This window comes from Vibrio tapetis subsp. quintayensis, from assembly GCF_030409945.1.
Taxonomy (GTDB): domain Bacteria; phylum Pseudomonadota; class Gammaproteobacteria; order Enterobacterales; family Vibrionaceae; genus Vibrio; species Vibrio quintayensis.
On record NZ_JAUFQV010000005.1, the window covers coordinates 1 to 22296 of the forward strand.

Consider the following 22296-nt stretch of genomic DNA (forward strand, 5'->3'; position numbering starts at 1 on the left):
CGCCGATGGTAGTGTGGGGTTTCCCCATGTGAGAGTAGGACATCGCCAGGCTTTAAATATCGTTTTTAGATTTACATCTAAAAACAAAACTAGATAAAGCACTCAATAAGACTTTATTTAGTAACAGTTTGTGGAGAGATGGCTGAGTGGTCGAAAGCACCGGTCTTGAAAACCGGCAGTCGTTTGTAGCGGCTCTAGGGTTCAAATCCCTATCTCTCCACCACATTAAAAAAACCGCTAATTCGTTAGCGGTTTTTTTTCGTCTCAAGAACGTGTATATCGCACAATGCTATCCGCATCCCATAAAAACCCTCTTCATTAATAAAAGTTAATCTGAGCAAAATCGTGGCTTAACCCTCATTCACGTAGTCTAGTTTCATTGTTAAATATCGAACGAGGACGCAAAGTGAACATACTAGGATATCTACAAAAAATAGGTAAGGCACTGATGGTGCCAATTGCCGTATTGCCTGCGGGCGGCTTAATGCTCGGTTTGGGTTATGCCATTGATCCCTCTGGCTGGGGAGCAAACAGTGCTTTAGCCACCATACTGGTGTATGGCGGTAAAGGTATTATGGATAATCAGGCATGGCTGTTTGCCGTGGGTGTAGCGTATGGATTAGCAAAAGATAATAACGGCGCTGCTGCATTATCCGGCTTACTAGGATTGCTGATCATTGAGATGATTGTAGGAAATGTAGCCGTTATTTCACAGATCACCGGTGTGCCAGTCGATCAAATGACTAGCTCAGAGTTGATCGCCTCCAAGGCATCTATCAGCGCATTCACGGGAATTGTGATTGGTATAGTCGCAGCAACACTTTATAACCGATTCCATACCATCAAATTACCTGCCGTATTGGGCTTCTTTGGCGGTCGGAGGTTTGTTCCGATTGTTACTTCACTTTCCGCGATCGCTATTAGTTTAGTTATGGTCTACGTTTGGCCTGCGGTATATGGTGCTTTAGTTGATTTCGGTATTGCGATTTCCGAAATGGGAGCAGCTGGAGCTGGCTTATATGGTTTCTTTAACCGACTACTGATCCCCGTTGGTCTTCACCATGCACTCAACCAAGTATTCATTTTCGATCTCGTGGGGATAAATGACATTTCCAAGTTCTGGTCTAGTACTGGTGAGTTAGGTGTGACGGGTATTTATCAAGGTGGTTTCTTCCCTGTCATGGGTTATGGTTTACCAGCGGCATGTTTGGCAATGTATCATTGTGCTAAGCCAGAGAATAAAAAGAAGGTTGGAGGTATCTTAGGTGCTTCGGCGTTAACTGCTATCTTGACTGGCGTAACGGAACCCATTGAGTTTGCGTTTATGTTTGTCGCCCCAGTCCTTTATGTGATCCATGCCTTTTTAGCTGCCCTATCATTGTACATCGCTGCTAGCATGCAATGGATTGCCGGATTTACTTTCAGCGGGGGCTTAATTGATTTTGTTTTATCGTTCAATTTACCATTGGCTGTGAAACCTTATATGTTGATTGTGCAAGGTCTTTGCTTTGCAGCGATATACTACTTCATTTTCCGATTTGCGATTCTTAAATTTGACTTGAAGACTCCGGGTCGAGAAGACGCAGAAGTTGCTGACATAGCTAAACTGGATACCAACGAAAAAGCCGCACAATATCTAAAAGCATTAGGTGGGCATGAGAACTTAACGTCGATAGATTCATGTATTACTCGTTTACGCCTCACGTTAAAAGATACATCAATTGCGAAAGAATCGACGCTTAAAGCCATTGGTGCAATGGGGGTTGTGAAGATGGGAGGTAATAACTTACAAGTCATCATAGGTACTGAAGCGGAAGAAATTGCACACGCAATGAAGCAAATACCTAAAGATAACGATCTGTCTCAGGTTCCGGTTCCAAATCACTAATAGTTTGAATAACGAGTTAGGCCAAAGCTAATCTTGCTTTGGCCTTTTTTGATTCTATGCTGGCTTCGATGATGGTGATCTGAAATATTTTAGCTATTGAAGCAGATCCTAGCTCTGAGGCCGGGGTTATTGTCCCGAAATATTAAATGAGCATTGTGTTGACTTACAACAGCGCCGACCAAGGAAAGGCCTAAACCATTTCCTTGCTCAGATCGGCTCTTGTCTGCTCGATACATTGGGCGACAAATATGCAGCTTGTCATAATCAGAGATACCAATACCATCATCAGTAACAACAACCCCAAAGTGGTCTATGATGACTTCAATTTTGCCTTGGCTTGGTGTGTATTTCACTGCATTTTCTATTAAGTTAAACAGCGCTCTAAACAGTAATGAACGATCACCAATAACCTGGCATGGATAATCTTGCATGAATACTAAGGATTGCTGCTTCTGTTCGGCAATTGGGGAAATAAACTCTAATGCATCTTGTGCGATTTTTCCTAAGTCGACTTTTTCTGTTTCAATACTAACTTGGCCACTGTTGAGCTTTGCTATTTCTAACATACTATTGAATAGAGAGAGAATAAGCTCAAGTTCATCATGACAGGCGGAAAACTGATGCTGTTGCTTGGTGCTGAGATCCGGTTGAGATAACACCTCTTCCAAACGTAGTTTTAATCGCGCAATCGGCGTACGCATGTCGTGAGCAAGGCCAGTGGTCAGCGATTTTAAGGTTGTTTCATTCTTTGCCATTTGCTCGATCATAAAATTCAAATGAATAGCCAGGATATCAAATTCATCATCACGTTCTGATACCGCAATCTTGACGTTCCTTTCCCCACAAAGTACACGGTTCATTGCTTTGTTCACTTTTTCGAGCCTTTTCAGTATCAAGACGGTAAAGAAGAATGCGGCGACCAGCATGACCGCAATAGGTAAAATGATGCCAGTAAACACAATGGGAATGAGAGTGCTACGATAGGCATCGATGATCTGAGCATCGACACCAATCTCCAATTTAAAATTGTTACCTATGGTGATGTTGGTCGTGTCACTGGGTAAGGCGCTGATAGGGTAATACTGAGTATTGAAAACCGGTTCGATATGATCTATTAAACGGTAGTAGAAAGGTGTTTCTGAAGCTTCTTTTGTTCGCAACAGTTTTTCTATCTCTTCGCGACTCTGAGAAGCAACATAATTGAACTCAAGTATTTCTTCATTTAGCTGACGAGTAAGTTGTTGACGGTGAAATGCATCGGAATCTTTATACACTTGGTGGATGACGATGATATTGGCGGTGGTTACCAGCAAAAATAATCCAACCAAGGTACGAAAAACTGAAGATCGCGTCAGTGTGTAATCATCGGCGAAGGACATAGCCAGCTCCTCTGACGGTATGGAGTAAATTTGGACAACCGGCGTCTTCGAGTTTGCGTCTAAGGTTGGCGACATGAACATCAATAACATTGGTTTTTGGATCGAAATGGTAACTCCAGATGTTTTCAAATAATCTCATGCGGGAGACTACTTGTTCGCTGTGCTCTATGAAGTACTGAATAAGTTTAAACTCTTTTGGCTGTAAGTTGATTTCCTTTTGATGGCATGTGACACGATGAGCGCGTAAATCGATTTCTAAGCAGTCGTATCGAAGTTGGTTTTGGCTAGGGGTTTGCCAATTATTGCGATTGATTATGATGTCTACACGAGCAATGAGTTCCGCTAACGCAAATGGCTTGATCAAATAATCGTCACTGCCAGCTTGCAAGCCATCAACTCTATCGGCCACGCTGTCCATGGCACTTAAAATTAAGACTGGCAGTTTTGCTTCTGTCGCTCTAATTGCAGAGAGCACTTGCATGCCATTAAGGTAAGGCAACATTCGATCCAAGATGACCAGTTGATACTCACTACTTAGTGCCATCATTAGGCCTTTTTTACCATCTTCGGCTTGGTCAACGGTGTAGCCATGTTCTTGTAGGCCTTTACAGACAAATTCACGGGTCGTTGAATCGTCTTCGATGATGAGTATTTTCATTGTAGATCCCTCTGGGTGATGGACTATTTTAGCGAAGTGGAGGCATGAATTAATTGGAAAAAGAATGGCTCGCGTGACTAATGCGAGCCAACACGGCTTTTTTGGGGGATGAGTAGCCATGAATGTAGTTATGGGTATTGTTATGTTTTGTCATGACTACTATGGCTTGCTCTGCATTGAGGGCAGATTATGGAAAGATTAAATATTGTTAATCTCTGAAACCATTATGGGATGAATTTGTCTTCGGCTAATTCCCAAAGAGCTTTTACTAATGGATTATTCATTTGAGCTTGCTGGCAGCAGATACCCAACTTAAATGGCTTAATTGAACTGGTTTTAAGTCTGATTATTTTTTCTCTTACTGGGCTATTGTTTATCACCACATCAGGAGCGATACCAACCCCACATCCAAGGGCTACCATACTCACAATGGCCTCATGTCCTGAAACTTGTGCATATATGTTGGGTTTGATTTTCATCACTTTGAACCAAGTATTGGCTCTCTCTCTTGCGGTTCCGGCTTCAGGGACAATAAAGGGAATATTGGCCCAATTAGGTGGATCTTGCTGCATCTCTAGAGCAAAGGTATGAATTCCGGCTGGTGCAATAACACTTAACGGGATGTCGCTGATGGTTTCAAAAGCCAAACGAGCAGGCAATAGATCCGGTTTCGCTGAAATGGCGATATCCGCTTCATCTTGTAAGACTCGCTCTATGGCTTGTGCGGGATCTCCGGTCGAGAGTTTTAGTTCTATATTCGGATAGAGAACACGAAAATCGCTCAATAATTCGGGTAAATGGCTATATGCCGCAGTTACGGAGCAGAAAAGTCGTAGTTCGCCACATAATTCTTCTTCACGTCCAGATAAACTGGTTTGAAATTGTTGCCAGTCGCTGATCATATTGAGTGCAATGGGCAGCAGTTTTTTACCTGCAGGCGTAAGGTCAACACTTCGATTATCTCTTACCAGAAGATTTTGCCCTATTTCATGTTCAAGTTTTTGAATTTGACGACTTAGAGCCGAAGGACTGATGTGCATTGCTGACGCCGTTTTACTGAAATTTCGGCTGCTGCATAAATGTGTAAAAAGCTGTAATGATTTTATATTCATGATGTTAGTCTACTGTGTTGCAAATAACGCAATTACTAATTGTGAATATATCACTTTTCGCAAGCTTACGCCTGAATTAGTATGTGGTTATACGGTTTGAAACAACCGACCAACGGAAGAATACTCAAGGAATTAAAAATGGCTAACTACTTCAATACTTTAAATTTACGTGAGCAACTAGACCAATTAGGCCGTTGTCGCTTTATGGACCGTGAAGAATTTGCAACAGAAGCAGATTACCTGAAAGGTAAGAAAGTGGTTATCGTTGGTTGTGGTGCGCAAGGCCTTAACCAAGGCTTGAACATGCGTGATTCTGGCTTAGATGTATCGTATGCACTTCGCCAAGCAGCAATTGATGAGCAACGTCAATCGTTTAAAAACGCACAAGAAAATGGTTTTGAAGTAGGCAGCTACGAAACTCTAATCCCACAAGCGGATCTAGTCGTTAACTTAACGCCCGACAAACAACACACTAACGTTGTTGAAACTGTAATGCCATTGATGAAGCAAGGTGCTGCTCTGGGTTACTCTCATGGTTTCAACGTTGTTGAAGAAGGCATGCAAATCCGCTCTGACTTAACCGTTGTCATGGTTGCACCTAAGTGCCCTGGTACTGAAGTTCGTGAAGAGTACAAGCGTGGCTTTGGTGTTCCAACACTGATTGCGGTTCACCCAGAAAACGATCCACAAGGTGAAGGTTGGGATATCGCAAAAGCTTGGGCGGCAGGTACAGGTGGTCACCGTGCGGGTTGTCTTGAGTCTTCTTTTGTTGCTGAAGTTAAATCAGACCTAATGGGTGAGCAAACTATCCTATGTGGCATGCTTCAAGCGGGTTCTATCGTATGTTATGAGAAGATGATTGCTGACGGCATTGATGCTGGCTACGCGGGTAAACTTCTCCAGTTCGGTTGGGAAACCATCACTGAAGCACTGAAGTTCGGTGGCATCACTCACATGATGGACCGTCTATCTAATCCTGCGAAAGTGAAAGCGTTTGACCTTTCTGAAGAGTTAAAAGACTTAATGCGTCCGCTTTACAATAAGCACATGGACGACATCATCCAAGGTGAGTTCTCAAGTACCATGATGGCTGATTGGGCTAATGATGATGTGAACCTGCTAGGTTGGCGTGAAGAGACTGGTGAAACAGCATTTGAAAACTACCCAAGCACAGACGCTGAAATTTCAGAGCAAGAGTACTTTGATAATGGCATCTTAATGGTTGCGATGGTTCGTGCGGGTGTTGAATTGGCATTTGAAGCAATGACGGCATCAGGCATTGTTGACGAGTCAGCTTACTACGAGTCTTTGCATGAGTTGCCATTGATTGCAAATACGGTTGCACGTAAGCGTCTATACGAGATGAACGTAGTAATTTCTGATACTGCTGAGTACGGTAACTACCTGTTTGCTAACGTAGCAACACCACTACTGCGTGAGAAATTCATGCCATCAGTGAATACTGACGTGATTGGTAAAGGTTTGGGCGAGTCGTCTAACTACGTAGATAACGCGAAACTGATTCAAGTGAACGACGTTATTCGAAATCACCCTGTTGAATACATCGGTGAAGAGCTACGCGGTTACATGACCGACATGCAACGTATCGCTGTTGGTGGTTAAGTTCTAATAGTTGATTAAAAAAGCCCGGTTAATCCTTCGATTAACCGGGCTTTTTCATGTCTGGGAACAAACAGGGAGCTTGTCAGCCACATGAGCGGCCAATTTTCTCTGGAGAATCATCAACGTTGAACAATAAGAAAAGCCCCGATACTTGCGTATCGGGGCTATAGTCTTACTCGCAGCAATCCGGCTACTAAAGATGCTCCATGCATCAAATCCTTGATAGTTGCCAAATCCTTTAGCTTATTCCGTTCTTCGCTATCCTAGCGGTGTCCTAGTCTTCCTGACGACTAACTATCCTAGTTAGTTCACTTCACTTGGTCCGTGAGCGGTGTCCTTTACATCATCCTGATGTTTGTTCCATGCCTCATCCAGAGGTGTCCATTTCAATCCTTTGTCGCTACCATCCTAGTAACGATTGAATCCATTCATTTCCACTTCCATGAGATTGTTCATCCTGAGCAATCTTTCTTCATCCTGAAGAGTCAAAAATCCGTTAACTTCCTAATCCATGTCGATGTCCTGTCGACAAGGAAGATATTACGCTGATCCGGATTTATCACAATGCAGTTTAAGTAAAAAAAGAACCGTGCATACGTCACATTGTATATTTATCTATTTAAAAACAGTGGTTTGAAATTGTCGAGGTGTGTATCGCTACAAAGAAAAGCGCTGTGGCTTACACCTTTGTGAGATATCTCTTACAAAGCCAGTATCTAAAGGCTCAGAGTGCGTTTATGACGTGAAAACGGAAGCCAGTATTCCGCCGCCAATAAGGCAAAAAACCACACCACATAGGCCATCTATATAAATAGCGGCTTGCATCATTTTCTTTTGTAATCGAGCAGTAGATAGTAACCACGCCAATGCGCTAAACCATGCAAAAGAAAGTGAAAACAAGATCAATAAAGCGAAAAACTTACCTGTTAACGACATGCCAGCAGGAACTAAACTCGACATTAAGCTGACAAAGAAGACGACGGCTTTCGGGTTGAGGATGTTGGTGGTGAAACCTCGTAAAAATGCCTGGCGTTTGTTCTTGAGTAACTTCTGAGGTTGTTCGAGAGGGTTATTTCGCTGTTGCCTCAAAGACCGCAGTGCGCCAATACCTAAATAGAGTAAGTAACTGCCGCCAATCAGTTGCAGGGCAGCAAAGAGGGTTGGATGTTGGTGAACAATATAGCTTACCCCAGTTAGGCTTAGCAGTGAGTGCAATAAAATACCAACAGACAATCCAGCAGCAATGGCAATCCCTGTTGAGCGGCCGTGACGACTAGCATTTTGTACTACTAAAGCAACATCAGGTCCTGGGCTCATAAGAGCAATAAAGTGAACACTGGCTAAAGTAGCCAAGATGGCGAATTCATTCATGTAATTTCCAAAGGATTAAACAATAAGGCAGCAGTGTGCCAAGGTCCGCTAAGCTTTGCTTGTAAATTTATGACACTCATACTTTTGGAGGTAGGTGAGGGGGGGGGGGATTAGACTTGGGAAGGGGTAATACCATAACAAGTCTTAAATGCTCTAACAAAATGAGCTTGGTCATAAAACCCGACTAACATAGCCACATCGGTACTGCTTCTTCCTTGTAATAATAAACTGAGCGCTTCTTCCATTCGAAGGCGGCTCAGCCAAGCGTAAGGAGGCATTGCCATCTTACTTTTAAACTGGCGTTGAAATTGTGAAGGGCTTAATTGGCACAATGACGCTAGCTCATTTAATCGAATAGGCTGATCTAAATTTGCCATGATGTAATCACGTAAAGATTCTATCGATTGGCTGCCTAATGAAACGGATTGTTTTATTTTACTGTTTGCGTATCGATCTACGATCATTTCGAAACAATCTAAAGGCAGGCAGTCTTGAGTTAATTGGCTGTATTGACTACTAATCAATTGACCATGAAGAAAGTTCAAGCGAGTAAATAGCTCTGAGTCATCAATGATCAGTTGTTGAAAATCAGGAATAGTCTGGATAGACGGTTGATCTAGATAGTCGTTAAACCACTGAGGATCGATGCTAAATACTTTGGTTTCATAACCTTCGTCGAGTTTTGTTTGCCCGTCGTGCAACTCGTCAGGAGGCATGATAACAAATTGACCAGCATTAGCATGATGCTGACTTCCCTTGAAGATAAAATCTTGGCTGCCTTTTGTTATCAGGCCGATATGCACATCAAGATGATAATGGCGATGGAAAGCAAACTCATGGTAATGAGCTTCAATGAGTTGGATGCCATCGTATTGGCTTTGAAAGAACCGAACGTTTTCCACAAAAATACACGACTAAAAAAAGGTTATGCTGACTACAACATAACCATTCTGGAAGGTCTTGTAAAAAATGACAGTAGAGAATTAACGGTTTTTCTTACGGCTATTACGAATACCATCAAAACTAAAGACCACTAGAGCGCCCCAAATAAACGCAAAAGTAACCGCTTTGTCAGCCGTGAAGTTCTCACCGTATACAATAACAGCCAGCAAGAACATCAGGCTTGGGCCTATGTATTGGAAGAACCCTAAAGTAGATAACTTCAAACGAGTTGCTGCACCAGTAAAGCAAAGTAGTGGCACGGTTGTGATGACACCAGCCGCCAATAGTAATGAATTCAGCTGCATTGAATTTACAGATAGATCGGACGTGGGCGTATCGGCAATAAAGCCAAGAAATATAGCGGCAACAGGAAGTAGGACTAGAGTTTCAATGAATAGTCCAGTTTGAGCATCCAAGTTAACTTTTTTACGCAATAGTCCGTAGAGACCAAAGCTGCATGCCAAGGCAATAGCGACGACAGGAACAGAACCAAACACAAATAATTGAACAAGCACACCAGTGGCGGCGAGCGCAACAGCAAACCACTGTAATTTCCTCAGCCTTTCGCCGAGAAAAATCATCCCAAGCAAAACATTGAGTAGTGGGTTGATGTAATAACCTAAACTGGCATCTAACATGTGATTGGCATTGACCGCCCAGATGAAAATAAGCCAATTGCTACCAACTAAAAGGCTAGTGCAGATCAGAATCAGCATTTTCTTTTTATCTGCCATTGTCTTGGCGACAGAGCGCCAACGGCGACCAAGAAAAAGTAAGCCTGACAAAAAGACAAAAGACCAGATAACCCTATGGCTTAAAATTTCTAACGCACTGACACCTTCTAGGGCTTTAAAGTAAATAGGGGCGATCCCCCACATGGTGTAGGCCAAGATTGCTAGAATTACGCCTTTTTGTGCTTGTTGTTGCTCGTCTGTCATATTAAAGATCGCTTATACGACATCACGTCGTTTGGTTTATTGCATAAAGTGCGAGTATATCGGGCTACAAGCATGTGACCTAATAATTTGCGGTTTTATTCACCATCAAACCCCACTACAATGTGACGCCTTGCTGGCACCAGTTGGCGAACCGTTAGAATAGGAACCTCATGACGAACACTTTGTTAGCCGAACAACTCGATACACCACAGCCAGATGCCAAGCAGGTACTGAGTGAGGTATTTGGTTATCAAGAATTTCGTGTTGGTCAACAAGAGGTGATCGAAGCTGCAAACGCAAACCTAGATAGTGTGGTGATCATGCCGACTGGAGGCGGAAAGTCTCTTTGCTATCAGATCCCAGCTTTGATTAAAGAAGGCTTAACGCTCGTTATCTCTCCTTTGATTTCCTTAATGAAAGATCAAGTTGATCAGTTAAAAGCAAATGGTGTGGCTGCCGATTGCCTTAATTCTACTATGGATAGGGATGACGTGATCTCAGTGTATAACCGTATGAATGCGGGTACATTGAAATTGTTGTACGTTTCACCAGAACGAGCATTAACGCGTGACTTTTTAGATAGACTTGAAGATATAAAGTTAGCACTGATCGCTATTGATGAAGCGCATTGTATTTCTCAGTGGGGGCATGATTTTCGTCGCGAATATGCCGCTCTCGGAGAACTGAAGCAACGTTTTCCATACGCCCCAATGATGGCGTTAACGGCCACCGCCGACGATGCAACTCGAAAAGACATCATTTCTCGCTTGCAGCTTGAAGAGCCGCTTGAGTACTTGGGCAGCTTTGACCGCCCTAATATTCAATACACCTTGGTAGAAAAGCATAAACCCGTTTCACAAGTGATTCGGTTTTTGGGTGACCAGCAAGGACAGTGCGGCATCATATATTGTGGAAGCCGCAAGAAAGTAGAGATGCTAACAGAAAAGCTATGCGCTAATCATATTCGGGCTGCGGGTTACCATGCTGGTATGGATCATGATGAGCGTGCTTATGTGCAGGAAGCGTTTCAACGTGATGATATTCAAATAGTGGTCGCGACGGTTGCCTTCGGTATGGGGATTAACAAATCTAATGTGCGTTTTGTATTGCACTTTGATATCCCAAGAAACATTGAATCCTATTACCAAGAAACTGGAAGAGCGGGAAGAGACGGTTTACCAGCAGAAGCGGTAATGCTGTATGACCCTGCCGATATGGCGTGGTTGCGTCGCACGGTAGATGAGAAAGAAGACGGCCCACAAAAACAAGTTGAAGCCCATAAATTAAATGCGATGAGTGCTTTTGCTGAAGCACAAACTTGCCGTCGTCAGGTATTGCTCAATTACTTTGGAGAGTACAGTGAGAAACCATGCGGAAACTGCGATATATGCTTGGATCCACCTAAACATTTTGATGGAGTGGAAGCGGCGCAAAAAGCACTGTCATGCGTTTATCGCGTTGAGCAAAGCTTTGGTATGGGATACGTAGTCGAAGTTTTACGAGGTATGCAGAACATCCGTATTCGTGAAAACGGACACGATCAACTTACTACCTATGGTATAGGCCGCGAACACAGTCATGACTACTGGGTCAGTATTGTACGCCAGCTTATCCATAAAGGGCTGCTGACTCAAAACATCACGCGCAACTCAACACTCCAATTAACGCCAGAATCTCGACCGGTTTTACGTGGAGAGTTGCCTTTGCAGTTAGCGGTTCCACGTTTAGATACGTCCGTTCGGAGTGCGAAAGCAGAGAAACTGATCAGTCGTCACTACGACAAAAAGCTGTTCGCCAAATTACGCAAATTACGTAAGTCGATTGCCGATGAAGACGGATTACCTCCATACGTGGTATTCAGTGATGCCACATTGATTGAAATGGCTGACATTTTGCCAACTACGAATGGAGAAATGTTAGCGGTTAACGGCGTAGGGCAGCGTAAGTTAGATAAATATGCCGACGATTTCCTTAATTTGATACAGGAGCACTTAACTGATCATGGCTAGTTTTGGTTTACAGCAGTACATATCAGAGAAAGGAATGTTGATTCTTCAAACGCCATCATTTGATTTTGATAGCTTTCCACTGTTAGGGGAAACATTGGTCGATCTACTTTCGGCTTCTGTTGTAGAAAAGCAGACTGACGCCGATGTGCACTCTTGGCTTATTGATTTTGAAGGATGCCAGTTATTCCTTCGAGCAGAGCATTACAGTGAGTGTATGTGGCTTGAAGCTCTCGACGTCACTCGCAGCAGGGAAGAATTGGATTATCTGGCTCAGCTTTTTGAGCGTGGCTTTTAAGTCTAATTTGAATAGTTTACAAAATAGTATAAAAAAATTGGCTGACTAAACGTTTGCGTATTAGGAGGCCGTTGCTCGTTAAATTGATTAATGTATAATCAGCCGCCGCTCCTTTGAGCATTTATCGATCATTAATCAGAAGCATATTGCTTCAATTTGGGTTCCCTCGCCCCCAAAACAAACCAAAAAGGTACAATATGAGTAACTTTACCCCTGCGCAAATGCGCAAAGCGTTAGCATTGCTAGCGGCGTTCCACCTTACTATTATTGCTTCTAGCAATTATCTCGTTCAGCTCCCATTTACCATTTTTGGTCTCCATACAACTTGGGGCGCATTTACCTTTCCTTTTATCTTCTTAGCAACTGACTTAACCGTTAGGATCTTTGGCGCGAAAATGGCAAGAAAAATCATTTTTGTAGTGATGCTGCCAGCTCTTGCGGTTTCTTATATGTTGTCGGTGCTGTTTTTTGAAGGTCAATTTCAAGGTTTTGCCCATTTAGGTGAATTTAACCTTTTCGTTGCTCGAATTGCTGTGGCCAGTTTTATGGCTTATCTATTGGGTCAAATTCTTGATGTGCATGTGTTCAACCGTTTACGCCAAAAGAAAGCGTGGTGGGTTGCTCCGACTTGTTCAACATTATTTGGTAACGCTCTGGATACCTTGGCTTTCTTTGCTATTGCCTTTTATCAAAGCCCAGATGCTTTTATGGCGGAACATTGGACTGAGATTGCCCTAGTCGATTATGGTTTCAAATTGATCATCAGCTTAGGTTTGTTTGTACCGATGTACGGCATGTTACTTAACTTCTTGATTAAAAAGATCACGTCAGTAAACCCAGACTTTAAAGCTCAGGGGATGCCAGAAAAAGGCGCAGAAGCGTAAATGAGATAGAAGCTATTCAGCTAGCAATAAAAAAGCCTCGCAGATGAATGCGAGGCTTTTTTGTATTTGGTTGGTGATGGTTTAGGTCACAATGCTCGTTAGCAAGCATTAATGGTTAAAGGCCACCCCATGTCCGATTGACGGTGAGCTTCTATTTCTAATTCAGCTCGGGTCAGCGGGTTTTGTTCTAGCCACGATTTAGCAACGCACAACGATAAATTATCAGCTTCTGCTTTTAATGTGACCACGGGTTGCAACGTTGATGAGCGTCTATGGGTGAGAAGTACTGCAAGGCGTAATAGCCTAAGTACTCGTTTCGCGCTAGATCCAGAAAGTGCATGTTGTTCTGGCAAAGAGCTTAGTTGCTCTTTATAGCGACGAGTCAATTCGCCAAGTAGATGTTTTTGGGCTCGAGTGTAGCCAGGTAAATCTAAATGCTGCAATAGGTACGCACTGTGTTGACCACCTTGCTTGTAGTCAATCGTCAGGCCTATCTCATGCAATTGAGCTGCGCTTGATAACAAATATTGAGCTTGTGGTTCCGCTATCCAGTTTTCGTTGCCGCATTGGTCGAATAATGCCAAGGCGAGTTTTTCAACTAACTGGCCGTATTCAACATCTAATTGGTAGCGAGTTTGCACACTTTGGATAGTGCGGCTACGAATGTCATCTTGACGCATCTCATCGATCATCTCGTAAGCGAGGCCCTCACGTAACGCACCACCTGCAAGAGTCATGGAATCGATTTCGAGTAATTCAAAAATAGCAATTAAGATAGACAGCCCACTAGGGAACACTAATGCTCTTTCTAGTGTTAAGCCATCTATCTCAAGTTCTTCTAAGTGATCGGCGAGCATCGCTTGTTTTTGTAAGCGCTTGAGCTTGGCATGAGTGATGATCTCATCCATACCCTGTGCCAGCATAATTTCTTGTAGTGCTTGTACTGTACCACTGGCACCGACACACACATCCCAGCCTATATTTCGATAGTGCTCTAAAATAGGTGCAACGGTGATTTTAGCGGCTTCAATTGCTCGATCAAAATTAGCAGCACTCAGTTGTCGATCTTTAAAGTGCTGCTCTAGCCAAGTAACACAACCCATCTTCAAGCTAGTGAGCGCTTTGGCGTCAAAACCCTCTCCAATGATGAGCTCTGTACTTGCTCCACCAATATCAACCACAAGGCGACGACCTAAGCCGCCAGAAGTATGTGCGACACCCTTATAGATGGTTGCCGCTTCTTCTTCTCCAGCGATCACTTCAATCTTGTGTCCTAGTATCTGGTTGGCTTTCTCCAGAAAAAGGTCAACATTGGTTGCGGTTCTCAGTGTAGCCGTTCCGACAATGCGGATATTTTGCGCTTCAATGTCTTGTAAGCGCTCAGCAAACAGACTCAAACAGTCCCAACCTCGCTGCATGGCTTCAGCACTAAGTTTATTATCCTTATCTAACCCAGCGGCTAATCGAACTTTACGTTTAATTTTGGCCATGGTTTGAACGCTGCCATCAATGTGACGCACAACGAGCATATGAAAACTGTTCGACCCAAGGTCGATTGCAGCGTACAAAGGCGATGATCCTGTCTGACTCATTATTTACTAATCCAATCCCTATTGTGGACGTGGTGCTCTTGGGCGGCGTTTGCGGTTGCCACCTTGCTTGTTGCCACCCGTGTTTGTACGACGATTTTGAGGATTACGAGGACGCATGCGCAGTGGCGCAGGTAAGTCTTCAAGTAATGCCGTTGCATCGTAATCTGAAACAGGAACAACGTGCTCGATGTACTCTTCAATCGCCGTTAGGTTGATTGCGTAGTCTTCACAAGCGAAGCTGATTGAGTGGCCACTTTCACCAGCACGACCAGTACGACCAATACGGTGAACGTAATCTTCACAGTCATCAGGTAGGTCGAAGTTAAATACGTGTGTTACTTGAGGAATGTGTAGTCCACGAGCCGCAACATCTGTTGCTACTAAGATATCAACCATACCTTGAGTGAATTGCTCAAGAATGCGTTCACGTTTCTTCTGTGGTACATCGCCAGTTAGCAAACCAACACGATGTCCGTCAGCTGCCAAGTGGCCCCAAACTGATTCACACTTGTGTTTTGTGTTAGCAAAGATGATTGCGCGATCTGGCCACTCTTCTTCAATTAATGTTTGAAGTAACGGCATTTTGTGTTCATTTGAAGGGTAGAACAACTCTTCTTGAATACGGTGACCTGTTTTACGCTCTGGCTCTACTACAACATGCTCAGGGTTGTGCATGTGTTCGAATGCCAACTCTTGAACGCGGTAAGAAAGCGTTGCTGAGAACAACATGTTCAAGCGCTCTTTTGGTTCAGGCATGCGACGGAACAAGAAACGGATATCTTTAATGAACCCAAGATCGAACATACGATCGGCTTCATCGAGAACAACCGCTTGGATGTTGTTTAAGTTGAAGATTTTTTGCTTGTAGAAATCAATGATACGGCCAGTTGTGCCGATCAGGATATCCACACCTTGCTCTAGTGCTGCAAGTTGCTTGTCGTAGCTTTCGCCACCGTAAGCAAGCGCGGCTTTAACGCCAGTACTTTCTACTAAAGGCTTTGCATCGTTATAAATCTGAATCGCGAGTTCGCGAGTCGGAGCCATAATGATTGCGCGCGGCTGATTATGCTTGCGGCCTTCATGTTCCGGTGTTGTCAGTAGGTGATTAAAAGTAGCAGTGAGAAACGCTAAGGTTTTACCAGTGCCCGTTTGGGCCTGGCCTGCAATGTCTTGGCCGGTGAGCAGTACCGGCAACGCCAAGGCTTGGATAGGGGTACAAAATTCAAACCCTTTTTTGTCCAATCCTTCAATGATTTGGGGGTGTATTTCCAAATCGGCGAACTTTTGCTCTGTGATATGCGTCTTTTTCATGACTATAGAATATCAGCTTAAGCTTGCAATACGAAAGTAAATACATTCCAATAGGGCATCTATTTACTGGTTATCATCCAACCAGTTCCTAAAATACACTTTGGAGTGGAAGATGAGTGACAAGATTTTGCAGCTAACAGACGATGGTTTTGATAACGATGTAATCCAAGCTGCAGGCCCAGTGCTAGTTGATTTTTGGGCTGAATGGTGTGGTCCTTGTAAAATGATAGCGCCGATTCTTGATGAAATCGCTGATGAATACGAAGGCAAGCTGACGATCGGTAAGCTGAATATTGACCAAAATGCGGGCACGCCACCTAAATTTGGTATTCGTGGTATCCCTACATTACTTCTTTTTAAAGATGGTAGTGTTGCTGCGACGAAAGTTGGCGCACTGTCAAAAACTCAACTTAAAGAGTTTTTGGATGCAAACCTATAATTAGGTCTGCACTAAAAAATCAAAAAAACCGTGCACCAAATCTATTTGCACGGTTTTGATTTTTTTAAAATCTAGACTAGGCTTATTTTTAGTGCTAGTTTATCGCACGATATATAGACAAATGTTCATTTCTTGGTCGACCCTGTGACCAAATCCCTCTAACTAACCACAACGATCCTATTTTGACTAATAAAGCATCCACAACTATGAACCTAACTGAACTTAAGAACAGACCTGTGTCTGAACTTGTGAAACTAGGTGAGAGCCTTGGTTTAGAAAACCTAGCGCGTCTACGAAAACAAGACATTATTTTTTCCACACTAAAAGCGCACGCGAAGAGTGGTGAAGATATATTCGGCGACGGGGTTCTGGAAATTCTTCAAGATGGATTTGGTTTCTTACGTAGCGCCGATTGTTCATATCTTGCAGGTCCTGATGACATTTACGTATCACCGAGCCAAATTCGTCGTTTTAACTTACGTACAGGTGACTCAATAGCCGGAAAGATTCGTCCACCTAAAGACGGTGAACGTTATTTTGCCCTTCTAAAAGTCAACACTGTCAACCACGACAAACCAGATAACGCTCGTAATAAAATCCTTTTTGAAAACTTAACACCACTTCACGCGAACGAGCGTATGGTTATGGAAGTAGGTAATGGCTCAACAGAAGACATTACTGCTCGAGTTCTAGATTTAGCATCGCCAATTGGTAAAGGTCAGCGTGGTCTGATTGTTGCTCCGCCAAAAGCGGGTAAAACCATGCTGCTGCAAAATATCGCTCAAAGTGTTGCGCGTAATCACCCTGAATGTGAGTTGATGGTTCTACTGATCGACGAACGTCCAGAAGAAGTGACCGAAATGCAGCGCTTAGTTAAAGGCGAAGTGATTGCATCTACGTTTGATGAGCCAGCGTCTCGTCACGTACAAGTTGCAGAAATGGTTATTGAGAAAGCAAAGCGCTTAGTTGAGCATAAGAAGGATGTTGTTATTCTTCTTGATTCAATCACTCGTCTTGCTCGTGCATACAACACCGTTATCCCATCTTCGGGTAAAGTGTTGACTGGTGGTGTTGATGCAAACGCACTTCATCGTCCAAAGCGCTTCTTTGGTGCTGCTCGTAACGTCGAAGAGGGTGGTAGCTTAACCATCATCGCAACGGCGCTAGTTGATACGGGTTCTAAAATGGATGAAGTCATCTACGAAGAATTTAAAGGTACAGGTAACATGGAACTGCACCTTAACCGTAAGATTGCTGAGAAACGTATTTTCCCTGCTATCGACTTCAACCGCTCGGGTACTCGTCGTGAAGAGTTGCTAACGAAATCTGATGAACTTCAGAAAATGTGGATCCTACGTAAAATTGTTCATCCTATGGGTGAGTCTGACGCGATGGAATTCCTCATTGATAAACTGGCAATGACGAAAACAAACAACGAATTTTTTGACGCAATGCGTCGTCAATAGTTGATACTGATTTAAAATTTTAAACGCCACCCACTTCGGGTGGCGTTTTTGTTTGGCTTTCTTAAGTTCAACAACCATAATGAATAGAGGTTAGATAAGTTGTCACGGAATCGACAAGTACTTAGCCGTTTCTTTTCATTTTAAGGAATACACTATGCGACACGGATTGTTAGCATGCCTCATCTCTCTTCCCTTATTGCTAAACCCCATAGCAAGTTGCGCGAAAGAGATCACCGAACAACAAGCGTCAAAGTGGCTTGAAGACAGTTTAATTCTGGAGCGTGCTGATGAAATGTATCAACTGGTCTTGGCGGATGATATCAGCAGTCTGGAATTTTCATTGCAGCGTCTGGCACTTCCGCAACAAGAGGTTGTGCGTTATCTGTTACTTCAGCATATGGAAGACCAAGAGCTGATTTTATCTGAACCTGTGGCTCGGTTTGTTCAAGCTCAGCTCGGCGTCATTGCTACTTATCAGATCACAGAGCAGGGTGACGGTTATGAAATCGTGGTTCCTGCTTTTTATAGCAGTGTGATTGCAAGCAGGTTAATAAAGCGGCGCGAAAAAGATAAAGGTGTACTCGATTTTATTCTTGCAGCAGAGCAAAAAAAATTGAATTTGGAACACTGGTTAACGGGTAACGAGTACCAAGTTAACGAGAAAGAAAAGCTATTGATTGCTGAATTGGATGGCTTGTCCCCAAGGGCACTTAATGCATTAACTCAGCAATTAACCCAAGAAACGATCACCCACTGGCTTCCATCAAATGCTGTTGTCTCGCATATGGCACAGGTAAGCAAAGACCCGGGCATGTATGCATTGCTTTGGCGAATGCGAGCTGATAATCACAGTAAAAATGAAATTGCTAGGCTTGGTCATGAAGCCGATGAATTCTCGATTGAGCAACTGCTTGCCGCGACAAGCAACCCATCGCTAAAGATGCAAGCCACCGCCGAACTGACAAAACTAAATCCGCTACCGATAGAAGTAAAAACATACCTTGTGAATGAATTGAGACTAGAAGAAGACGAACAGACTCAGTCTATTGCTAGGCAGTTGGTGGATCATGGGCATCGATCTTGGCTAGAGCAAGTGGCGAGCAGTAAACGAGGTGTGAATTCAAATATTTTGTTGCAAGTATTGTCGGTAAGTAAAGAGAACTGATCGGTTTCACTAGTTTTTGCTATACTACGCGCAGATTAATTAGCCATTAGAAGCCCTATGAGTTTTAAGGATTTACGCGATTATATCGGCCACCTAGAAGAGTCTGGTCGGCTAAAACGAATTACTCACCCAGTTGATCCTCACTATGAAATGACTGAAATCAGTGATCGTACTCTACGAGCTGGTGGACCTGCATTGCTGTTTGAAAACCCGATAGGTTACGATTTTCCGGTACTCACCAACCTTTTTGGTACGACAGAGCGTGTCGCCATCGGTATGGGCAGAGCGGAAGTGAGTGAGCTACGTGAGGTGGGGAAATTACTCGCTTATCTGAAAGAACCTGAGCCGCCTAAAGGCTTTAAAGATGCTATCGATAAGTTGCCTGTATTTCGTCAAGTGTTAAACATGCCTGCTAAGCGTTTAAGAAAGGCTGCTTGTCAGCAAGTAGTTTGGCAAGGTGACGATGTAGACTTAGACAAAATCCCAGTTATGAGCTGCTGGGCAGACGACGTAGCCCCTTTGCTCACGTGGGGGTTAACCGTCACAAAAGGCCCCAATAAAAAGCGCCAAAATTTGGGGATATATCGCCAGCAAAAGATCGGCAAAAACAAAATCATCATGCGCTGGCTTGCCCATCGTGGTGGTGCGCTCGATTTAAGGGATTGGATAGAAACGCATCCGGGCAAACCTTTCCCTGTATCCGTAGCATTTGGTGCCGATCCCGCGACCATACTTGGTGCAGTAACGCCAGTACCAGATACCTTATCTGAATACGCCTTTGCCGGCCTTTTACGTGGTAGCAAAACTGAGGTAGTTAAATCTCTTAGTAATGAACTAGAAGTACCCGCCAGCGCAGAAATTGTAATGGAAGGGTATATTGATCCGGCTGAGTTTGCTGATGAGGGGCCATACGGCGACCATACTGGTTATTACAATGAAGTAGAAAAACATCATGTTTTTACCATTACTCACATCACCATGCGCAAAGACCCTATTTATCACAGTACGTATACAGGTCGTCCGCCAGATGAACCTGCAGTTCTTGGTGTCGCACTCAATGAAGTATTCGTACCTATATTACAAAAACAGTTTCCTGAAATAGAAGACTTTTACTTACCACCTGAAGGCTGTTCCTATCGGATGGCAGTTGTGACCATGAAAAAGCAATATCCTGGTCATGCGAAGAGAGTGATGATGGGCGTCTGGTCTTTCTTAAGGCAATTCATGTACACCAAGTTTGTGATTGTGTGTGATGAAAGTGTGAATGCTCGGGACTGGGGTGAAGTCACTAAAGCGATGAACGATCACATGATGCCTGTCCGAGATACTGTGATGATAGATAATACCCCGATAGACTCTCTCGATTTTGCTTCTCCAGTCGTTGGCTTAGGATCAAAAATGGGCCTGGATGCTACGATCAAATGGGATGCAGAATTGGCAATAGGAAGTCAAACGAGTATTAAGGTGCCTCAATTGGACACGCTCGCTCTAGAACAAGTTTGCTTGCAATTAAAAGCAGAGTTTCCTGAAATAGTCGATCTTCATATTCCCTCCGCAGAAAGCTCAAGCCAGTTAGCCGTTGTAACCATCCGTAAAGAGACGGAAGGTCAGGGTGTTAAGGTGATGAAAGGCTTATGGTCTCGTTTACATCAGCATGCTTACATGAAGTTTGTGATTGTTTGCGATGAAGATGTCGTAGCAAAAGATTGGAACGATGTAATTTGGGCCATCACCACTAGGATGGATCCGTCACGAGATACCATTATGTTGGAATCTGACTATGGCTCTCAAATGGGGATGGATGCCACCAATAAGATGGGAAATGAAAACCAGCGTGAGTGGGGTACTCCAATTCAGAAAGACCCTGTTGTTGTCGCGAAAATTGATGCGATGTGGGATGAATTGAATATCTTATGACTTATCGAGTGACTTTACTGCCTAGCAATATAGAATTCGAAGTACAAGAACAACAAACGATACTGGAAGCTGCGCTCAATAATAACATCAGCTTCCCGCATCGTTGCCAAGTAGGGGCATGCGCAATGTGCATGTGCCGCAAAGTAGAAGGTGAAGTTAGCTATAAGCTAGAGCCCATGCTCACAGAGAAGGAGCAGAGACGAGGATGGATATTTCCTTGTCAGGCCTTTGCCGACAGCCATTTAGTACTTACTTTTGATGAGTAAGTAAGAGGAAGACCATGACCATTAAATGTAAAGTGAAGTCGATTGAATCTTTAGCGTGCAATACTTTTGAGATTCTGTTGCACCCAGAAACCCCGGTAGCGTTTAAAGCTGGCCAGTATTTATTAGTTGAAATGGCCGAAAAAGACAAACGCCCGTTCTCTATTGCAAGTAGCCCTTGTCGCCATGAGGGTGAATTAGAACTCCATATTGGTGCGGCCGAACAAAATGCTTATGCTCATGAAGTAGTAGAAGCAATGAAACAAGCACTAGCCAATAATACCGATATCAATATTGATGCGCCTCACGGCGACGCCGCGATAGTAGAGAATTCCGATCGCCCAATGTTATTGGTCGCTGGTGGTACTGGTTTTAGCTATGTGCGTTCAATATTGGATCACAGTATTAGCCAAAAGAAAGATAACAATATTTACCTCTACTGGGGCGCGAAAGATGAACGTCAACTTTATGCAAAACAAGAGTTGTTAGATATTGCGAACAGCCATAGTAACATTCACTTTATTCCTGTGGTTGAACAAGCGGATGATTCTTGGACTGGTAAGGTTGGTAATGTGCTGCAAGCAATTGAAGCTGATTTTGAAAGCTTGGAAGATTACGACATCTATATAGCAGGCCGTTTTGAAATGGCAGGTGCAGCTCGAGAGCGATTCGTTGAGCACCGCCAAGCAAAGCGCGAACATATGTACGCGGATGCTTACGCTTTTATTTAGTTGTAATTAAAATGTTGCCCAAAGGAGAGTATTTATACTCTCCTTTGTCATTTATGGTCTAAAAAACAGCAAACAAACTCTTTTTAGAGAAAACTATCAAAAAGGGGTTGCGCCTGAAATGAATCTCCCTATAATGCCCAACTCCAGACAGCGAGGGCTTATTATAAAAGGCTTCGCAGGCTGAGAAAGATTTTCCGGTGTTTTGTGATTAACTTCAAAAAGTGTTTGACACGACGAGTTAACTCGCTAAAATGACCGCCTCTTCAACGAGAAAGTCGAAAGGCTTCAAAGTTAGAAGAAAAGCTCTTTAACA

At 43.5% G+C, this 22296-nt stretch carries 19 protein-coding genes and 1 tRNA gene; 12 read left to right on the forward strand and 8 right to left on the reverse strand.

Annotated elements, in window-relative coordinates; translation table 11 throughout:
* The first annotated feature begins 132 nt into the window (after positions 1-132).
* Together QWZ04_RS00850 and nagE are read left to right on the forward strand one after the other, a co-directional pair.
* Positions 133-223 (forward strand) — tRNA-Ser (locus QWZ04_RS00850).
* 183 nt (positions 224-406) lie between these two features.
* Positions 407-1888 carry an N-acetylglucosamine-specific PTS transporter subunit IIBC gene (nagE, locus tag QWZ04_RS00855; RefSeq protein WP_290324089.1) on the forward strand — a complete coding sequence of 494 codons (1482 nt, stop codon included), beginning with the start codon at positions 407-409 and terminating at the stop codon, positions 1886-1888.
* 89 nt (positions 1889-1977) lie between these two features.
* On the opposite strand, the gene QWZ04_RS00860 is transcribed toward nagE, so the two are convergent.
* The 3 genes from QWZ04_RS00860 to ilvY all read right to left on the reverse strand — a co-directional run bounded on the left by QWZ04_RS00860 (position 1978) and on the right by ilvY (position 5037).
* Positions 1978-3267, reverse strand: coding sequence for a sensor histidine kinase (locus tag QWZ04_RS00860; protein ID WP_290324091.1), 1290 nt, complete (start codon positions 3265-3267; stop codon positions 1978-1980).
* Positions 3251-3925, reverse strand: a complete 675-nt coding sequence (locus tag QWZ04_RS00865) for a response regulator transcription factor (protein WP_290324094.1) — start codon at positions 3923-3925, stop codon at positions 3251-3253. The genes QWZ04_RS00860 and QWZ04_RS00865 overlap by 17 nt, the downstream gene beginning before the upstream one ends.
* Positions 3926-4149: 224 nt before the next feature.
* Positions 4150-5037 (reverse strand): HTH-type transcriptional activator IlvY, encoded by an 888-nt coding sequence (ilvY, locus tag QWZ04_RS00870; RefSeq protein WP_290324096.1) that lies wholly within the window; start codon positions 5035-5037, stop codon positions 4150-4152.
* Positions 5038-5175: 138 nt separating this feature from the next.
* Here ilvY and ilvC point away from each other — a divergent pair, with 138 nt between their 5' ends.
* Positions 5176-6660 carry a ketol-acid reductoisomerase gene (ilvC, locus tag QWZ04_RS00875; RefSeq protein ID WP_102523644.1) on the forward strand — a complete coding sequence of 495 codons (1485 nt, stop codon included), beginning with the start codon at positions 5176-5178 and terminating at the stop codon, positions 6658-6660.
* 735 nt (positions 6661-7395) lie between these two features.
* On the opposite strand, the gene QWZ04_RS00880 is transcribed toward ilvC, so the two are convergent.
* The 3 genes from QWZ04_RS00880 to rarD all read right to left on the reverse strand — a co-directional run bounded on the left by QWZ04_RS00880 (position 7396) and on the right by rarD (position 9911).
* Entirely contained in the window at positions 7396-8031 is a 636-nt protein-coding gene (locus QWZ04_RS00880) for a LysE family translocator (RefSeq protein ID WP_290324100.1), read from the reverse strand.
* Between the two features lie 110 nt (positions 8032-8141).
* A complete protein-coding gene (locus QWZ04_RS00885; RefSeq protein ID WP_290324102.1) occupies positions 8142-8933 on the reverse strand; it encodes a helix-turn-helix transcriptional regulator in 792 nt (263 codons plus the stop codon).
* Positions 8934-9014: 81 nt separating this feature from the next.
* Complete coding sequence (gene rarD / locus QWZ04_RS00890; protein ID WP_102523647.1) at positions 9015-9911, reverse strand: EamA family transporter RarD; 897 nt, start codon at positions 9909-9911, stop codon at positions 9015-9017.
* A 170-nt stretch (positions 9912-10081) separates the two neighbouring features.
* On the opposite strand from rarD, the gene recQ reads away from it, so the two are divergent.
* From recQ to QWZ04_RS00905, 3 genes are all read left to right on the forward strand, one after another.
* Entirely contained in the window at positions 10082-11920 is a 1839-nt protein-coding gene (gene recQ / locus QWZ04_RS00895) for an ATP-dependent DNA helicase RecQ (RefSeq protein WP_290324105.1), read from the forward strand.
* The gene (locus QWZ04_RS00900; RefSeq protein WP_290324107.1) at positions 11913-12215 is read left to right on the forward strand and encodes a DUF3630 family protein; all 303 of its coding nucleotides are present in this window, start codon (positions 11913-11915) and stop codon (positions 12213-12215) included. Before recQ ends, QWZ04_RS00900 begins: the two co-directional genes overlap by 8 nt.
* Positions 12216-12412: 197 nt before the next feature.
* Positions 12413-13099, forward strand: coding sequence for a 7-cyano-7-deazaguanine/7-aminomethyl-7-deazaguanine transporter (locus QWZ04_RS00905; RefSeq protein ID WP_102523650.1), 687 nt, complete (start codon positions 12413-12415; stop codon positions 13097-13099).
* A 98-nt stretch (positions 13100-13197) separates the two neighbouring features.
* On the opposite strand, the gene gppA is transcribed toward QWZ04_RS00905, so the two are convergent.
* Both gppA and rhlB read right to left on the reverse strand, forming a co-directional pair.
* Positions 13198-14691 (reverse strand): guanosine-5'-triphosphate,3'-diphosphate diphosphatase, encoded by a 1494-nt coding sequence (gene gppA, locus QWZ04_RS00910; RefSeq protein ID WP_290324110.1) that lies wholly within the window; start codon positions 14689-14691, stop codon positions 13198-13200.
* Between the two features lie 18 nt (positions 14692-14709).
* Complete coding sequence (gene rhlB / locus QWZ04_RS00915) at positions 14710-16002, reverse strand: ATP-dependent RNA helicase RhlB (RefSeq protein ID WP_102523652.1); 1293 nt, start codon at positions 16000-16002, stop codon at positions 14710-14712.
* 112 nt (positions 16003-16114) lie between these two features.
* Between rhlB and trxA the strand changes: the two genes are divergently transcribed.
* The 6 genes from trxA to fre all read left to right on the forward strand — a co-directional run bounded on the left by trxA (position 16115) and on the right by fre (position 21983).
* On the forward strand, positions 16115-16441 hold the full coding sequence (gene trxA / locus QWZ04_RS00920) for a thioredoxin TrxA (RefSeq protein ID WP_102523653.1): 327 nt from the start codon (positions 16115-16117) through the stop codon (positions 16439-16441).
* Between the two features lie 206 nt (positions 16442-16647).
* The gene (gene rho / locus QWZ04_RS00925) at positions 16648-17907 is read left to right on the forward strand and encodes a transcription termination factor Rho (RefSeq protein ID WP_102523654.1); all 1260 of its coding nucleotides are present in this window, start codon (positions 16648-16650) and stop codon (positions 17905-17907) included.
* Positions 17908-18061: 154 nt separating this feature from the next.
* Positions 18062-19072, forward strand: a complete 1011-nt coding sequence (locus tag QWZ04_RS00930) for a hypothetical protein (RefSeq protein WP_290324115.1) — start codon at positions 18062-18064, stop codon at positions 19070-19072.
* A gap of 57 nt (positions 19073-19129) precedes the next feature.
* Positions 19130-20989, forward strand: coding sequence for a 4-hydroxy-3-polyprenylbenzoate decarboxylase (ubiD, locus tag QWZ04_RS00935; RefSeq protein WP_290324117.1), 1860 nt, complete (start codon positions 19130-19132; stop codon positions 20987-20989).
* Positions 20986-21255: a 2Fe-2S iron-sulfur cluster-binding protein gene (locus QWZ04_RS00940; RefSeq protein WP_290324119.1), complete on the forward strand. Its 270-nt coding sequence runs from the start codon at positions 20986-20988 to the stop codon at positions 21253-21255. Before ubiD ends, QWZ04_RS00940 begins: the two co-directional genes overlap by 4 nt.
* Before the next feature lie 14 nt (positions 21256-21269).
* On the forward strand, positions 21270-21983 hold the full coding sequence (gene fre / locus QWZ04_RS00945; protein ID WP_290324121.1) for an NAD(P)H-flavin reductase: 714 nt from the start codon (positions 21270-21272) through the stop codon (positions 21981-21983).
* The last annotated feature ends 313 nt before the right edge of the window (positions 21984-22296 follow it).

Bases quoted from the DNA above. Each gene is read 5' to 3' on its own strand.
- QWZ04_RS00905 (WP_102523650.1), top strand. From the start codon at position 12,413: ATGAGTAACTTTACCCCTGCGCAAATGCGCAAAGCGTTAGCATTGCTA.
- QWZ04_RS00880 (WP_290324100.1), bottom strand. From the start codon at position 8,031: ATGAATGAATTCGCCATCTTGGCTACTTTAGCCAGTGTTCACTTTATT.
- QWZ04_RS00900 (WP_290324107.1), top strand. From the start codon at position 11,913: ATGGCTAGTTTTGGTTTACAGCAGTACATATCAGAGAAAGGAATGTTG.
- QWZ04_RS00865 (WP_290324094.1), bottom strand. From the start codon at position 3,925: ATGAAAATACTCATCATCGAAGACGATTCAACGACCCGTGAATTTGTC.
- trxA (WP_102523653.1), top strand. From the start codon at position 16,115: ATGAGTGACAAGATTTTGCAGCTAACAGACGATGGTTTTGATAACGAT.
- rarD (WP_102523647.1), bottom strand. From the start codon at position 9,911: ATGACAGACGAGCAACAACAAGCACAAAAAGGCGTAATTCTAGCAATC.
- ilvY (WP_290324096.1), bottom strand. From the start codon at position 5,037: ATGAATATAAAATCATTACAGCTTTTTACACATTTATGCAGCAGCCGA.
- QWZ04_RS00940 (WP_290324119.1), top strand. From the start codon at position 20,986: ATGACTTATCGAGTGACTTTACTGCCTAGCAATATAGAATTCGAAGTA.
- ubiD (WP_290324117.1), top strand. From the start codon at position 19,130: ATGAGTTTTAAGGATTTACGCGATTATATCGGCCACCTAGAAGAGTCT.
- recQ (WP_290324105.1), top strand. From the start codon at position 10,082: ATGACGAACACTTTGTTAGCCGAACAACTCGATACACCACAGCCAGAT.
- QWZ04_RS00860 (WP_290324091.1), bottom strand. From the start codon at position 3,267: ATGTCCTTCGCCGATGATTACACACTGACGCGATCTTCAGTTTTTCGT.
- QWZ04_RS00930 (WP_290324115.1), top strand. From the start codon at position 18,062: ATGCGACACGGATTGTTAGCATGCCTCATCTCTCTTCCCTTATTGCTA.
- rho (WP_102523654.1), top strand. From the start codon at position 16,648: ATGAACCTAACTGAACTTAAGAACAGACCTGTGTCTGAACTTGTGAAA.
- ilvC (WP_102523644.1), top strand. From the start codon at position 5,176: ATGGCTAACTACTTCAATACTTTAAATTTACGTGAGCAACTAGACCAA.
- fre (WP_290324121.1), top strand. From the start codon at position 21,270: ATGACCATTAAATGTAAAGTGAAGTCGATTGAATCTTTAGCGTGCAAT.
- gppA (WP_290324110.1), bottom strand. From the start codon at position 14,691: ATGAGTCAGACAGGATCATCGCCTTTGTACGCTGCAATCGACCTTGGG.
- rhlB (WP_102523652.1), bottom strand. From the start codon at position 16,002: ATGAAAAAGACGCATATCACAGAGCAAAAGTTCGCCGATTTGGAAATA.